A 15,476-nucleotide genomic window follows, 5' to 3' on the forward strand; every position below is an offset into this window, starting at 1 on the left:
CCACTAAACATCCACATCCCTCCTCCCAAAATACCACCCCGCCAATCCACCAAACCCAATCAAATACACCACAATTACCCCTACCGAAAACAAAAACGTCATCCCTTCAAATGGCGGAGTTCCGAAGAAATACTGCTGCAAATCGGTATTGGCGAACAACAAATACCTCCCCCATTCCATTCCCCGCTCATTCATGACAATCAAGAAAGTTCCTGCAGAAAACGTCAGAAAGAGAGTCGTTCCAATGGCAAAGGAACTGCTTCTCGTCAATACAGAAAGGGTGAAAGCCATAGAACAGATGACGATCAGTTCAAGGAATTTCAGGACATAAGCACCTGCTACCAGAAAAAAGTTTACGTTGAACTCAAAGAAGCTGTCGTAGAACCAAAGAATACCCAGTACGGCAGAAAATAAGAAATGGGCAGAAGTAAGAATGGTTGCTATGACGATAACGGCTAAGTATTTGGAGAGCAGTATTTTCACACGGTTAACAGGCCGTATGAGCAGTAGCTTGATGGTACCTGACGAAAACTCATTGGATACGATGTCACCTGCTATGATGAGGCAGAAGACTTGTAGGACGATGATAAGATTTGAGCTGATTCGCATATACTCCCAGAAGGAGAATTGGATTCCTTCGAATAGCATGTAGACGAAAAGGGATGCGATGGAGTTGATGAATATCATGACCCCGAGGGAGACCCACATGCGGGGACGGGATAGTTGTTTTAAGAGTTCATTGGTGACTAGGTTGATCATGTGTCTTCATCCGTTTCGTAATTGATTTGCCAGTTTCTTGGGAGCCACTCTCAAATAGCCTTCGTGAATCAAGGCTTCAATGGCTTGCCATCCTACTTTCTTTGTCTCTACTAACACCCAGCCATGTCTTCCAATGTAGGGGGCTTTAGTATAGCCTGGCTGCTCGAGTAAGATTTCTTGAGTGGTTGGGAGCGTTTTTATAGATAGGGAGAGATTATTCTCCTCTCCTATTATCACGAATGGCTTGTCCTTCACCCGGAAAGAAGTGTGTCCAAAGCCGTCTATATGTTCATGAACTTCAGGGTAGGTTACGCAAAGACTTCTGATTTCTTCTACCAGACTATTTTTCATCAAGTCTTCCTCCAGCATTTTTCTATTATTATAGCATGAGAGTATTTGGAAAAAGAAAAAAGCCTCGAGGCTTCGAGACTTAGTGTGTTAGATAGGGATTAAGTTCGTTTTCAATTGTCATTTTCCATGTAGAAAATGCGGGTGACAGTATTTCCTGCACAATACTTTGTTTGTCTATGTTGTTTTCTAACTGCCCATTCAATCTCCATACCGGATCCGTAACGGTTTCAAATTGGATTAAAGCTCTCTGAATGCCTTCGCTTCCATTAAATATTTCTTTTAACAAGGGGTTGCATTCTGAAATCTGCTCAACGGTCAGGAAGACCTCTGAAAGGAGCATGTCCCCTTCTGTTTTGCTTAAATCAGTGAAGCTTGCTACAACGTACTTCAGTGCTTCATCGATTATATCAAGCAAACCGACGTATTGGCTGACCAATTTATATTGTTTTTCTTCTAAGTTAGTCGCAAAATTCAAAGAACCACCTATTTCTTTTTATCGTAGAACATTCCATCATATTGCAGGGATTCATATGGATTTGAATACTTTTGAACGGAAGTTTTTTTCTTCGTCAACCCATTCATATCTCGCTTGATTTCCAAACGCAGTTGAGCCAACTGCCGATCAATCTGATGGTTCCAGGCAATCATCTGCTTGCCGAGCTTCTGCTCATCCTGAGTATAAGGCGGCTTGATTGTCCCAAGTACACTCTGTCTTTTCTCTAAAAGAGATTCCACTTCCTCGATCGTAGATTCCCTGTTTTCATCAGTCACCTGTTCCAATGCTTCTTTCAATTGCTTCGTGATCGTATAGCAATGAAGGACCGAGCTCATTACACCTGTCCACCTTGTCCGGCATGCTGCTTCTGGCGGTTCAGTTGAATGACTTGTTTCCATGTGTCACGGAAATCAGTGATGAGACCCTCTACTTCTTCTAAAATCGCCAAATCATTCTTGATATTGGCTTCTGTTAAGCGACGGTTGATGTAGTCGTAAAGGGACATGAGGTTCTGTGAGACTTCAAGATCCGTGTTTAATGTCACCATCAGTTCATTTACGATAGCTTGGGTCTTTTGGATGTTGGTATTTTTCAGTTCAATATTTTTTTCTTCAATCGCTTTTTTCGCGATATGAATAAATTTCAGGATTCCGTTATAAAGCATAAGGGTGAGTTCACCTGGTGATGCGGTGTTGACCGAGTTATTCTGGTATGCTGCATACGGGTTGTTGATGGCCATAGTGACACTCCTTTAGTTATGATTAGCCGCCAAATTGGTTCATGAGGAACATGGATTGTTCGTTGGAACGTTGGATGGCTTTTTCCATGGCGGTGAATTGGCGCCAGTAACGATCTTCGACTTGAGTTAAACGGTCTTCGAAACGGTCCATTTGGCTCTCCATGTTATTTAGTAAACGGCCCAGAGTAAATGTATTATTGGTGCTCGAAGCCTTCCCTGCTTTTTGCTCAATACTGTCCATTGTATCTTTTAACGTATCACGCAAACGACGGGCGATACCTTGTTCATTTGAAGTCGCACCATCCTTAGCAAAAATCTCATAGATTGCATTCGGGTCTTTGGAAATTGCTTCTTTCAGCTTGCTTTCATCAATAATCAGCTTTCCACGATCAAGGTAGTTACTTGATGTTTTGATCCCGATCTGGGCTAATTGGTCAACGCCTGATGTTCCACCAGAGATTGGAGTGTACATGTCGGTTCGCATTTTGTTGAGACCAGATGTAAGAACGGAATCATTTCTCAGAGTACCACTGCGTGACTTTTCTTCCCATAGTTCGATTTCTTTTTCTTCCATTGACTCTTTTTGTTCAGCCGTCAATGGTTGGAAATCGCGGTATTTCTTTTCGTTCACTTCACCGTTTACTTTTTCGATGAGTTTGTTGTATTCGTCGACGAATTTGACGATTTTTTCTAGGATTTTGTCGGTGTCGGGTTGTGAAGCGAAAGTTACATTTGTATTGGATGCGTTCTTCAGAGTAAGTTCAAAACCGTTGATGGTAAACGTGTTGGACGACCGTTCAGTTGCCATTCCGTTGTATGTAAATTTGGCATTTTCACCAATGGAACCCCGATTATTAGCTAGGGCAACATCATTATCTGCATCCAATTTCAGGTGTGTGGTAAATAGATCACCCTGTAACTCGATCTCAGCCCCACCGGCATTACTTCCTGTATTTTCACTCATAACTGACATTTGCTTTGTATGCTGGTCATAAAACATCGTCACACCTGTTTGCGCATTGATCTTGGATATTAAACTATCCAGGGTTTCATCCTCAGCATTAAATTTAATTTCAGTAAAATCACCCGACATTGTTCCGTCTGCTTTAATTGCCTTTACTTTAATACTTTGCTCACCAGTCATACCGAACGACTCACTCAATTTTTTCTTAGGATCAAATGCTCCCCCGTCAGACTGAGTAATGCCTGAACTGTACATAGTAGCAGCAGTAGCCAGCTTCTCAACTTTTAATGTTCCGGTAAAATCGGTAGTTGAATTGATGTTTTTAATCGAAACTTCATTCGGATTTGAGACTGTTACTGTTTTCTGTGTATACGTCCCCTTCTTCATCACTCCGTCAAAAATAAGATTACTAAAGTCAAACATCATTTTATTCATATCCCGGTAGTCATCACGCTGCCATTCAAGGTATTGTTTTTTCTGTTCTAATTTGTCTAAAGGGATTCTTTGCGCCTTCATTAAATCTTTAATGATTTGATCCGTGTCCATACCACTGGCAAGACCACCAATTCTCATATCAGCCATATGTATCTCCTTCCATTAAACCTTCTTATCGACCAGTAAACCAACAAATTCCGTCATTGCGGCGTGCATATCTAGCATTTTCTTTGCTGGTATTTCTTTTACTATCTCCTGCGTACGATCATCAACAATCGTCACATAGTATTCTTTCAATTTATCATGAAATTCAAATTTGAGGTGTGTATTCGAAGTGGACATAAACTCATTCATCCCATGAACGACAACTTCCAATTTTTCTTTGGTGACAGGTTCTTTCGTTGTGGTTTCTTCATGGTGTCGTTCCTGCGCTTGAATTTGTTTCACTTCTTCACTTGTTTGATTCTCTAATCTAGTAAATGATTGTATTCCGGGTACTCCGCCTGTCACTTTATCAATCATCTTTTGAACCTCCTGAGGGTTATATGGGTTATATCGGAATTTGGTGGGGAAAGTTTAGTAGTTAGCTAGACTATTCAAATTTAAACATAAAAGAAGAGACTCTATTGCTAGAGTCCCTCTTAGAAAAATAAAAATTAACGAAGAAGTTGTAAAACTCCTTGTGGTTGTTGGTTCGCTTGCTTTGCGACTATGTCTTTCGATCATAGAATAGACTATATCTTCACCCTTGTATGTTAGGGGCTGGGCACTTCGAACAGTGTATACTGCCCTACGAGATTCATAGCCCTAGCTTTTGCCTTAGACCGTGTTCTCTAGTCGTTGAACCTTCTCCAGAGTTTCCTCACAGGAGCTTGGCTGCTGATTATCCATTGTTGAATCTCTATCATTTTTAAACCGTTCCGCTTACCGTTTCCAGTTACGTTGTGGTTGATAGAGCTTTAGGAAGTTCCAGCAATTCACCCAGTTATACTCCAGTTCGTTACCAAACTGGACGCCCTCTAATCAATTATCTCAGAAGTTGTAAAACTCCTTGAGGCATTTGATTGGATTGAGCCAACATAGCTTGTGATGCTTGAGAAAGAATTGAGTTCTTTGTTTGATTCATCATTTCTTTTGCCATGTCTACGTCACGGATACGAGACTCAGCTGCAGTTAAATTCTCAGAAGATGTGCCTAGGTTGTTAATTGTATGTTCTAGTCTATTTTGCTTTGCACCTAGCTGAGAGCGTTCATCTGATACTAATTTAATTGCGGCATCAATTGTTGCGATAGCTGTAGAGGAAGTACCTGAATCGACACTTAAATCAATACCATCTATTCCAAGTGCCGCAGCTTGCATGTCAGCGAATGCTACGTCTAATGTTTGGGAATCGTTAGAACCAATTTGGAACGTAAATGTACCTGTTGTTCCGCCAGTAGCATCTAGTAGATTTTGACTGTTAAATTGAGTAGTTGTTGCAATTCGGTCAACTTCATCAATTAAATCTGTAATTTCCAATTGAATTTCAGCTCTATCATCAGCTGTATTTGTATCATTTGAAGATTGAACAGCTAACTCACGCATACGTTGTAAGATCGCATGCGTTTCATTCAATGCACCTTCACCAGTTTGAATCATAGAAATAGCATCCTGAGAGTTACGTTGAGCTTGATCCAATCCACGAACCTGAGCACGCATCTTTTCAGAAATCGCTAAACCAGCAGCATCGTCACCAGCACGGTTAATACGAAGTCCTGAAGACAATTTCTCCATTGATTTACCTTGTGCTCCATTCGCACTATTCAATTGACGATAAGTATTCAAAGCCGCAATATTATGATTAATTCTCATAACAATAATTTCCTCCTTGAAAGTAAGCCCACATCCATGTGAACTATCTAGTTTTTAGTTTGCAACAAGTCCCGAAGGTCGGCCGCCCTTTCCCTCATTGCTTACAATACTATTATCGGTCGTTTCTACTAGTGTTTAATAGTTTGAGAAAAATAATTAATCATTTTTCGGCAAAAGGTTAAGCAGATTGTCGATTCCTTTCGAAGCTTTGGTGTTTTCCTCCTGAATAGACAGATAGACTTCTTTCCGATGGATATCTACGTTCTTTGGGGCATTGATCCCGAGTTTCACTTGATCACCTTTTACAGAGATGACCGTTAGCTCAATGTCATCCCCAATCTGAATGCTTTCTCCCGTTTTTCTTGTCAGTACTAACATCCCCTCACCCCTTCTTTCCTGCAGGCTGAGCAAAGATCAGGTGCTTGGTTTGGTAGTCAGTGTTGGTTAAGATGACTTGCTTTCCTTTGCGATTTGCTAGATTGATAATGATTGGAGCCTGTAAATTTGCAGTCGATTCATGAAGTGTTTGTCGAACAGTTAGAATAGACAGAACCTGTACTTCTTTTTCCGCAGGGTGTCCCAATAACTCCACGCTCGCCTGATCCAATTCAATATCATAATCCTTAAAGAACATAAACGGATCTGCCACTACAAACCCAAGCTGAGGCGTCTTCACTGACTGCAATATATGAAACCACTCATTCTCTGGAAGTGCCAACAATACAAACTTCTTCTCTTCCCCAAAACCGGGGATCCCGTGTTCAAATGTCAAAACTTCTTCTGAATTTACTTCGATTTCCCCATGATATTTCGTATCAATTTTCATCCGCTTCATTCCTTCATCCTATATTTCTTGATCGTAGTTAATCCCGACGTGCTTCAAATTAGCAAAATCAATTTGTAAGTCTGCATACCGTTTCAAACTGACATCTACATGGGCTGGAGTATACTGTATATTGGGCTTTTGAGGACGAGAGTGATTCACCACTTTTTGCGGTTCAATGTTAACCTTTACATTTCCGGGGTCATAGCTGATTTTGACGCTCCCCGCCGAAGGAATCCATCCTATGTTGAACTCATACATCGGATCCTCACTGTTCCGCTTAGCCTGAGCGGTAATCGCACCCCCACCATTCTCGATCATCATCAGCTCATCCCCATCCTGGGCGACCCTGGCAAGTCCCGATAACCAATCCTCATATCCTTGTTGAGAATATTCTTCTATCCTCCGACGCACCGACTTCAAATCCATATCGGCCCGGGCCTCTGTTTGGTCGATGGTCAGCTTGGAAGGCGTCCGTTTAATCTCCATCTTTGCCTGCGGCTGCTGGATATCCAATTCTGCCGGTGGCTGCTCAATGTCCATCCGCCCTGGAGTCGTCCGGATGCTCAAGGCTGCTGACGTAGACTGCAATCTTATTTGTGGAACGTTCACACGTACTCACCTCCCATTTTCATATAAAAAAGGACTCACCCCTAAGGTGACAAAACACCTTAAAGGGTCAGTCCCCTTGCTTTTATCGTAGAAAATCCATCAATGTTGGCTGAATGATTCTGGCTCCGACGCTGAGTGCCGCTCTGTGGACACTCTCCTGGGTTTTCAAATCCGTGATGACGCGTTCAATGTCAGCGTCTTCGTTGTCAGAAAGAATTCGGCTTGCTGTTACTTCCTGCAAACCCAGCCGGTCGTCTACCATTTCAAGACGATTATAACGGGCACCGAGTTCGGAACGTTCTGCTGATAACGTGTTCATGACATTATCGAGATTCTCAAGCTCTGTATCAAGGCCCGCGCCATCTCCCGACTCCAATGCTTTTTGGATATTGTGCACTGTATCAAACAGTTTCTGATTAAAGACATTATTCGGATTAACATTGGCTTTTAAAGAAACACCTTGTGAAACCTCTACAGGATAAGCATCGATAGCACCGTTTCCTAAATTATCAGCAACTTTAGGGGCACTGCCATCTGCAGGATTCCCGTCCTTAATCGGTGAATTCCCAACATCCGTTCCATGAAAAATATATCTTCCCGCTACTTTCGTTTCAGCAACACTGACCAAGTCTTGTTTAATCTGTTCAATTTCAACAGCTACGGCTTTTCGGTCTTCCGGGCTTAACGTTCCATTTTTCCCCTGAAGCGTCAATTCACGAACACGCTGCAAACCTTGATTCGCCTGCTCGATTCCAGATTCCGAGTTCTCCATCCACAAATAAAGTTCCGATAAATTCCGCTTATACTGCTCGATCCCGGTCAGGTTCGAACGATAAAACATCCCTTTCATGGCAACCACGGGATCATCCGATGGCTTTGTAATCTTCTTCCCTGTCGCCAATTGATCCTGCAGTTGACCCATTCGTCCATAGGAAGAACTAAGGTTTCTCATCGAGTTCGCTGTCAGCATACTTTGTGTTACGCGCATATTCATTCACCTACCTATCTTCCAACGGTTCCCATGCCGTTGATGATTTTATCAAGCATTTCGTCCTGAAGTGTGATCATTCTGGCAGAGGCATTGTAGGCATGCTGGAATTTGATCATGTCGGTCATTTCTTCGTCAAGGGACACACCGCTGACGGACATTCGGCGTTCGTCCACTGCTCCTCTTAATACGTTGGAGTTGCTTGCGAGTCGCACGGATTCTTGTGATTCTACTGCCATTTTTCCGATCACGGACTCAAAGTGTCCTTGGAATGAGGCTTCTTTTTCACCATAAGGCAGTTTAGTCGTAGTGATGATGTCGGCAAGCGCCAGAACATTGGATGCGTCACCAAGTGTGGGATTATCTGGACCCGCTGTCGCGATGTTATCGAGGTTGCTCATTTCATCGGCCACCCGGATTCTTTGAGCGAAGCCTGCTTTTGGCACACCGTCCAAATCTGCTGCGGCATTTTTTGCATCCTGGAAGAACTTCGGTGTATCCGGAGTATCGTTGTCAGGATCAAAGTTTGGATCGTTCATTTGTTCAGGTGTGAAACCTTTTTGATGCTGTTCATTGAATGCTTTGGCAAATTCATAAGCCATGCTGTCCAGTTCATCGAGCATGCTGATGTAGGAGCCTTCTGCTTCACCGTCTTTATTTTTGAAGCCGTATGTATCGACAAGGGCCCTCAGTTTCCCTTCGCCTTGTGATAAGAAGTCTTTGACGTCGAGTGTCTGATTTCCGATCGTTACGGTATCCACTGTATTTTGAGGACCGTCATAGGTAAGCTGTAATTCATTGACTCCACCTTTACCGACAAGGTTGACGGCCAGGTTTCCCTCTTTTCCGACCAATGTGACCGTGACCGCACCTTCTGCGATTGGTGATGACGCTCCTCCATTGGACTGGTAGCTCGTTTGGATGGAAACATGCTGTGAAAGTTCATCGATCAATCGGTCCCGTTCATCATATAGATCATTTGGAAGATAGCCATGTGGTTCAACCTCGGCTATTTGTTTATTGATGTTATCGATTTGTCTCGACAGGGAATTGATTTGCTTTTCACTGACAGACAGTTCATTTTTCAAATCGCCTCTGACACTTGTTAAGGATGACGATAAGTAGTTAAATGTTTCAGCAACAGCCCTCCCTCTTTCGACGACTACTGACCGAGCACCCGAATTGGACGGGTTCACCGCTAAATCCTGAAGGGACTGCCAGAACATATCCATCGTTTTCGATAAGCCTGAATCCGATGGTTCATTCATGACTTCTTCCATCTTCTTCATCGCTTCCATTTTTGTTTCCCAGTAGCCAAGCTTTTGGTTTTCACCTCTATACTGCATGTCCAGGAATGAATCACGCACACGTTGAATCGAACCGGCGTCGACTCCCGTTCCAATTTGACCTGGGATTTGCGGACGGTTCATAGAGGGGGCAGGATAAGGTGTCGTTTGTTCAAAATTGACTCGTTGACGGGTATATCCAGGGGTATTTGCGTTGGAGATATTGTGACCGGTTGTATAAAGGGCGCCCTGCTGGGTGTACATGCCTCGTTTTGCCGTTTCCAGGCCCATAAAAGTGGATCGCATGGTGTTGCCTCCGTTTCAATTAGTAAGTGCTATGCTTTCGAATCAAACATGGATCGTCCAGTTGGTGATTTCTTTTCACCGTTTGGACGTGAATAGGTTGATTGATCCGGCTGCGGTTGCGTCATGGATAGATTCATATTCACGAATTGCAGAGATTGATAGACAAGCTTTTGATTCAGCTCATTTAGGACTTTCAACTCTCCGATGATTCCGAGTAATTTTTGCTGCCAATGGGCGAGCGTTTCTTGGTCTTGGGGTGAACTGTGCTCGATACAGTGAGATATCGTGGGTGCCCCGTTAAAAGGTACTCTCCGTGATTGAAGATAGTGACTGGACTCTCGCTGCCGCTCAGCTTCCACCGTATTGATGGCGGCCAAGTGCTTTTGTTCATCCTTCAGTACACGATCGAGTTCACTCATATCACCTTTTTTGATGACGTTCGTTTTATCCATTGAAAGATCGAACAAACTTTCATGCAGCTTATATAGTTTTTCAAGAGTTGTCGTTAGATTGGTTGCTGACATGTTTGTTCGCTCCCTTTTTATTGTCCGTTATAGAAATTCTTCAATCCTTTAGCAATTGCTCTGGGATCGATGGTGTAGTTCCCGCTCTGAACCTGATCTTTTAAAGCTTCCACTCTGGCTTGGCGCTCTTTACCGAGTTTGGAAACCTCCTGCATCTCTTTGGCAGCAGATGAAATTTCAATTTTGTCGGATGCGTTCTTTTCCGTTTTGCCGACCTGATCCATCTTGTTAAGATTGCGCTTATAAGGATTGATGTTCTGATTTCCGATATTGTTAATCTTCATCATTTTCTCCTCGCTTTCATCACGTCCATTGTTTCTACCTAGTATATCGGATAAAAACGTGGTTTGTTTAGCTTTAGAGCCTGGTTAGTTTTTCCTGATTTATGTGCTGACCTTCTAGTTCTTATCTCTCATGGTGTAATACGTTCTCTGACCGGATTCCTTTGATATATTCTTCCATTCCTGCTCCGTTTCGAACTTTTTCAGTTCACTGGCAAGTTCAGAAGAACAATCACTGCAAATCCTACCCGTCCCTATAATCTTCCCGCATTTATCACAAGGATAACCCATATTTGGAAACTGCCTCGTCTGAATGCGGCCTTTTTTCACCCATTTATATAGAAGCTCCTCATCTACACCCGTCACTTCAATGACACGCTCCATTGTCGCAGCTCGGTTATCCCGCTTTTTTAAAAATTGATAGACAGTCTCGTACATCGTTTCTTCTTCTTTATAGCATTTGTCACATACATCACGGAATTTATTTTTCATAAAAATCGCGTTGCAGCGTGGACAGTTGATGATTTCTGACATAATTGGTTCCTCCCAATAAAGCTTATCTTATTTGTTATATCGGTAGAAATGGAGATTGCTTTAACCCCTGGCAAGAGTTAAGGAAGATACCTCTTCAGCCCCTGCTTCCTTTAAGAGCTTAGCCGCCTGCCTCAAGGTCGTTCCCGTCGTGTAAATATCATCAAACAGCAGAATGGACTTGCCTTTAAGATCAGATTCTACCAATTGAAATACCTGCACTTGCCGAAGACGCTCAGCTCGTGTCTTCTTCGACTGTTTTTCAGAATGCGAACGGGCGAGAATATTGGAGGGATGGACCTCTGCTTCCTCCAGTAGAGCGGTAGATTGGTTGAACCCTCTCTCAAAGAGGCGTTCATCACTTAGAGGGATGGGAATGATGAGGTCATATTCCATTTTAGTGAGATAGGTTTTAATAGTATGAGAGAAGACTTTTGCCAACACGTAGTCCCCGCGATACTTATACTTTGCCAGATACTCTTTAAGAAAATCATTATAACGATATAATGAGAAGTTCTGGTGTAGAAGCCCTTTCCACTCAGAATCCACGTCCCATCGATGACAGTCCAGGCACACGTCACCCTTAATTAATCGCGGAGCCAGATCATCCAAGGACCGGGAGCACCCCAAACAACGCTTCCCTTCTATTTTCACTAACTGTTTATCACACGCAGAACACAGAAATTGAGGTTCCCTGTAAAACACCCCTCTCCAGGTCATCATCTCAACCAGTTCATCATCACAGTTCAAACAGTTATTGATCATGAAGCAATCCTCTTTTCCCAGCTTCTTTATTCATCTGATCGATATGAAGAAGGGCTTTGATCATCTCACCCGTTCGGCCGTAATGAAAATAGATAATGTCTCCTGTGGGATGGTCTACACTGCGTCCTACCCTTCCTGCGATTTGTACGAGGGCACTTTCTGTAAAAATCTTTTCTTCTGCCCCAAGAACGGCGACATCGATGTTCGGAATCGTCACACCCCGCTCTAAAATGGTGGTGGTTAATAGAATCGGAATTTCTTTGCTTCTCATTTTCATTACCTTCTCTTTTCGATCTGGATCTTCGGCATGGACGGATTCGATTAGAGGATTCATTCCTTGAAATAACGGCAGGGCTTTTTCCATAAGTTCGACTGTCGGGAAGAAAATGAGGGATTGTTTGGATTGCTGGAGATTTGATAATGTCCACTTTTTCATAGGATGAGGGATTCGATTTTTCTTCAAGGATTTTTTCCAAAGACCACACCACACAAACTTTGGTAGAGGAATGGGATGGCGGTGGAAGCGGGCCGGGATTTGGATATAGCTTCTATTCCCCTTGGCACACTGCAGCTGTGTTTTTTTATCCGGGGTAGCTGTAAGGTAAATAATCGAGGACTGAGGTTTTCGTGCTTTTTCCACTGCCCATTGCAGGGAAGAATCGTAGGAGTATGGAAAGGCGTCGACTTCATCAATAATCATGACATCAAAAGCGTCCTGAAATCGATACAGTTGGTGGGTGGTGGATAGAACAAGCTGGCCATAGGTGTTCCGTTCTTCCGAGCCTCCATAAAGGGTGGTCACCGATGTATCAGGGAATACCTTTTTAATACGTGGAGATAGTTCAAGGATTACATCGGTTCGAGGTGCGGCAATACATACCCGTTTATTCTCCCTAAGTGCTTCATGGATTCCTTCAAAGAGAACCTCCGTCTTTCCAGCTCCGCACACCGCCCAAACCAGCAAGTCCTTCTCCTCTTTAACGGCCAAAACCATTTTTTCAGAAGCTGTCTTTTGCGCTTCTGATAGAGTGCCGGACCATTTGAAAACGGGAGTCGTTTCTGATGTTGGTGCAGGTCCTTTCCAGGTTAAGAGTGGTGTGCACTCCGAAACTCTTCCCATCATGATGCAGTTACGGCAGTAGGTGCAGGGGGTGTGGCATCTGGAGCAGTAAAATGAATCGAATAAATGGGGGCTGGTATTTCCACAACGGAGGCAATTGCTTTTTTCCACACCTTTTTCATATGAAACATAGCCATTTAAATAGTGCTCTTGAAGGGTTTCGATTGAAAATGGGAGCTCGTCCTGTAGCAATGAACGTCCGCTAAGAAAGGATTGAAGCTCTGGAGAAAAACGAAATGACGGGTTGAGAGGTTGAGATGGAAGGAAAGTGAATTCTGAGATTTTTTGTAGAACGGAGGCTTCCCCTTTTATAAGGGGTTCTGGTATTAATCCATTATCTGCAAAAGCAAAGCGCAAAAACATCACTCCTTATTTGGGATAGTGATGTATTCTACATAAAGGGGTGAAAATCCTGCCTAATAAAAATGGTGCCAGGCACAAAAATGATGTTTTGTGCCTGGCACCGGGGAGTTCGGGATTGTACCTGGTACGTGATGACCAAATTGAACCTGGTACAAAAAACGTAATTTGTACCAGGTTCAATCAAAACTATCGACTCATCTTCCGAGCCCAACCCATCCCCATCGAACCCTCACCTAAATGGGTACCGATAACAGGGCCAAAAATACTTACATTGAACTCCACATTCGGATACTTCTCTTGAAGCTCATTCTTCCACTCGATTGCGTCTTCTTCGCGATTTGCATGAATAATAGATGCCTGAAATGCTTCGCCTGAAGACACGGCTACTTCAAGGAGTGATTCCACCCGCTTCAACGCTTTCTTCTTCGTACGAATTTTTTCAAACGGAACAATCACCTTATCAACAAAATGAAGCAAAGGCTTCACCTGTAAAAGGCTTCCGATGATCGCCTGAGCTTGCGATAGCCTGCCTCCGCGCTGCAAGTGAGCCAGGTCATCAACCATGAAGTATGCCTGTACAGAATGCTTCATTTCATCCAATAACGCAACGATTTCTTCAGCACTTTTCCCTTCACGGTCAAGCTTGGCCCCTTCAATGGCATAGAAGCCCTGGATCATGCAGCTGATTTCCGAGTCATAGGGATACACTTTAATGCCCTCGACCATTTCCCCAGCTTGAACTGCGCCTTGGTACGTTCCGCTGATTCCACTTGATAAGTGAATGGAAATGACGGCGTCGTAATCCTTTGAAAGTTTCTCGAATAGCTCGACGAACTTTCCGACTGGAGGCTGTGAAGTCGTTGGAAGCTTTTCCTGGGTGCTGACCTCTTCGTAAAATTCACTTGCCGTAATATCAACTTCTTCTTGATAGGTTTCTCCTCCGAAAATGACGCTGAGAGGAATCATATGTATGTTCAGTTGATCACGCAATTCTTTCGGGATGTAGGCGGTACTATCCGTTACAATTGCCGTTTTCATAGAATTACCATCCTTATTGTTTATTTTTATAGCCCTGCTGCGAGCTTATCTAGTCTACCTTATGTATCCTTTTCATTTTATATGAAAACAAGTTGGTTTGCATTAGTTTCTCGGGACTTTCGGCTCCACTAAACGAAACAAACGTTTGTTTAAGACTCTATGCCCATACAGTACAAGGGATTCGATGTCCTAATCAAACGTTTGTTTAAAGGTCTTACCTCATACCTACAGGCAAAGAGGAGACGATTTTTTTTGATTTTCTAGATGAGAGGAATACTCCTGCAAAAATGATGAGTAATCCTAATATCAGGTTATGCGTGACAGGCTCCCCCAAAAGAACGAATCCCCAAATCATCGCAGTACCCGGAATCAAGTATGTCACTGTCGAAGCAAATTCCGGACTTCCATTCGTCATGATATAGAAATAAAGAAGCGTTGCTACACCTGATCCTAAACAGCCTAACCCTAAGATACCCAGGATGACCTCTCCTGTTAACAAGTCTCCAATAGAGATCGGATTGGTCAATATCATTCCTACAAAACCTACAGCTGCCCCAATCAACAGCTGGAATGTAGAAATGACAACCACACTCGTTCCAGCTAGATATTTTTTTGCGTACTGAGAAGCAAATGCGTAACTCATGGTGGCAAGCACCATCGTCCCCACCCCTACAAAATCCGAAGTGAAGATCCCACTCACCTCGAAATTCATCAGGACAAGAATCCCCATAAACCCAACGACAATTCCAATCCATTGAAACCTGGTCAGTATGACTGAGAAAAATAAAAACCCTGCCAGCCCCGTCCAAATCGGTGTGGTTGCGTTTAATATGGATGCCGTATTACTATTAATCTGTGTTTCACTTAACGCGATCAGGGTCCAAGGTAACGCCGCATTACCAATCCCAACGACGATCAGCTTCCACATAGGGAGCGATTTCCTCTCCCCTTTTTTCCTCTGTACGAAAAAGATTGGAAGAAGCACAAGCGCCCCAGCTAAACATCGTAAGAATACCGTCCCCCACACACCAACTGGATCCACCAACCACTTAATAAAAACGAACGACATCCCCCAAATCAGACTTAAACCGATTAAGGCTACATATAATTTGGCCAAATTGCTTCCTCCTCCCTAGATTGTATAATTTAATAGTTAAATAGACGTTATAACATATTTTGTTAGTTCTATCCTAACTCACTTTGCTTAAGATGGGAACATTCTTTTTTTCATATTTTTGACCTA

Annotated in this window: 20 protein-coding genes; all 20 read right to left on the reverse strand. The window is 43.1% G+C overall.

All coding sequences use genetic code 11. From position 1 onward, the window contains the following. Positions 1-3: 3 nt before the first annotated feature. The 20 genes from ACYH0O_RS22115 to ACYH0O_RS22210 all read right to left on the reverse strand — a co-directional run bounded on the left by ACYH0O_RS22115 (position 4) and on the right by ACYH0O_RS22210 (position 15,350). A complete protein-coding gene (locus ACYH0O_RS22115) occupies positions 4-759 on the reverse strand; it encodes an ABC transporter permease (RefSeq protein WP_482630354.1) in 756 nt (251 codons plus the stop codon). 6 nt (positions 760-765) lie between these two features. Further along, entirely contained in the window at positions 766-1,110 is a 345-nt protein-coding gene (locus tag ACYH0O_RS22120) for an MmcQ/YjbR family DNA-binding protein (protein ID WP_482630355.1), read from the reverse strand. A 79-nt stretch (positions 1,111-1,189) separates the two neighbouring features. Further along, positions 1,190-1,585 (reverse strand): DUF8042 domain-containing protein, encoded by a 396-nt coding sequence (locus ACYH0O_RS22125; RefSeq protein ID WP_482630356.1) that lies wholly within the window; start codon positions 1,583-1,585, stop codon positions 1,190-1,192. Between the two features lie 8 nt (positions 1,586-1,593). Continuing rightward, positions 1,594-1,941, reverse strand: coding sequence for a flagellar protein FliT (gene fliT, locus ACYH0O_RS22130; protein WP_482630357.1), 348 nt, complete (start codon positions 1,939-1,941; stop codon positions 1,594-1,596). Then, positions 1,941-2,345 (reverse strand): flagellar export chaperone FliS, encoded by a 405-nt coding sequence (gene fliS / locus ACYH0O_RS22135; protein ID WP_482630358.1) that lies wholly within the window; start codon positions 2,343-2,345, stop codon positions 1,941-1,943. The genes fliT and fliS overlap by 1 nt, the downstream gene beginning before the upstream one ends. 22 nt (positions 2,346-2,367) lie before the next feature. Beyond that, complete coding sequence (locus ACYH0O_RS22140; protein WP_482630359.1) at positions 2,368-3,891, reverse strand: flagellar hook-associated protein 2; 1,524 nt, start codon at positions 3,889-3,891, stop codon at positions 2,368-2,370. Between the two features lie 15 nt (positions 3,892-3,906). Beyond that, positions 3,907-4,266, reverse strand: a complete 360-nt coding sequence (flaG, locus tag ACYH0O_RS22145) for a flagellar protein FlaG (protein ID WP_482630360.1) — start codon at positions 4,264-4,266, stop codon at positions 3,907-3,909. Positions 4,267-4,771: 505 nt separating this feature from the next. Beyond that, a complete protein-coding gene (gene hag / locus ACYH0O_RS22150) occupies positions 4,772-5,596 on the reverse strand; it encodes a flagellin Hag (protein ID WP_482630361.1) in 825 nt (274 codons plus the stop codon). A gap of 156 nt (positions 5,597-5,752) precedes the next feature. Continuing rightward, positions 5,753-5,974, reverse strand: coding sequence for a carbon storage regulator CsrA (gene csrA / locus ACYH0O_RS22155; RefSeq protein ID WP_482630362.1), 222 nt, complete (start codon positions 5,972-5,974; stop codon positions 5,753-5,755). Positions 5,975-5,978: 4 nt separating this feature from the next. After that, positions 5,979-6,422 carry a flagellar assembly protein FliW gene (fliW, locus tag ACYH0O_RS22160; protein ID WP_482632640.1) on the reverse strand — a complete coding sequence of 148 codons (444 nt, stop codon included), beginning with the start codon at positions 6,420-6,422 and terminating at the stop codon, positions 5,979-5,981. 18 nt (positions 6,423-6,440) lie between these two features. Further along, the gene (locus ACYH0O_RS22165; RefSeq protein ID WP_482630363.1) at positions 6,441-7,031 is read right to left on the reverse strand and encodes a DUF6470 family protein; all 591 of its coding nucleotides are present in this window, start codon (positions 7,029-7,031) and stop codon (positions 6,441-6,443) included. An 82-nt stretch (positions 7,032-7,113) separates the two neighbouring features. Next, complete coding sequence (gene flgL / locus ACYH0O_RS22170) at positions 7,114-8,019, reverse strand: flagellar hook-associated protein FlgL (protein ID WP_482630364.1); 906 nt, start codon at positions 8,017-8,019, stop codon at positions 7,114-7,116. Between the two features lie 14 nt (positions 8,020-8,033). After that, complete coding sequence (flgK, locus tag ACYH0O_RS22175; protein ID WP_482630365.1) at positions 8,034-9,611, reverse strand: flagellar hook-associated protein FlgK; 1,578 nt, start codon at positions 9,609-9,611, stop codon at positions 8,034-8,036. Between the two features lie 29 nt (positions 9,612-9,640). Then, complete coding sequence (locus tag ACYH0O_RS22180) at positions 9,641-10,135, reverse strand: flagellar protein FlgN (protein WP_482630366.1); 495 nt, start codon at positions 10,133-10,135, stop codon at positions 9,641-9,643. Positions 10,136-10,152: 17 nt separating this feature from the next. After that, a complete protein-coding gene (flgM, locus tag ACYH0O_RS22185) occupies positions 10,153-10,422 on the reverse strand; it encodes a flagellar biosynthesis anti-sigma factor FlgM (protein ID WP_482630367.1) in 270 nt (89 codons plus the stop codon). Positions 10,423-10,533: 111 nt separating this feature from the next. Further along, a complete protein-coding gene (locus ACYH0O_RS22190; protein ID WP_482630368.1) occupies positions 10,534-10,950 on the reverse strand; it encodes a TIGR03826 family flagellar region protein in 417 nt (138 codons plus the stop codon). A gap of 60 nt (positions 10,951-11,010) precedes the next feature. Next, a complete protein-coding gene (locus ACYH0O_RS22195; protein WP_482630369.1) occupies positions 11,011-11,712 on the reverse strand; it encodes a phosphoribosyltransferase family protein in 702 nt (233 codons plus the stop codon). After that, the gene (locus ACYH0O_RS22200; RefSeq protein ID WP_482630370.1) at positions 11,702-13,189 is read right to left on the reverse strand and encodes an ATP-dependent helicase ComFA; all 1,488 of its coding nucleotides are present in this window, start codon (positions 13,187-13,189) and stop codon (positions 11,702-11,704) included. Before ACYH0O_RS22200 ends, ACYH0O_RS22195 begins: the two co-directional genes overlap by 11 nt. 192 nt (positions 13,190-13,381) lie before the next feature. Further along, positions 13,382-14,233, reverse strand: coding sequence for a DegV family protein (locus ACYH0O_RS22205; RefSeq protein WP_482630371.1), 852 nt, complete (start codon positions 14,231-14,233; stop codon positions 13,382-13,384). Positions 14,234-14,447: 214 nt separating this feature from the next. Beyond that, a complete protein-coding gene (locus ACYH0O_RS22210; protein WP_149156483.1) occupies positions 14,448-15,350 on the reverse strand; it encodes a DMT family transporter in 903 nt (300 codons plus the stop codon). Between the last annotated feature and the right edge of the window lie 126 nt (positions 15,351-15,476).

This window comes from Rossellomorea sp. H136 (assembly GCF_056838065.1).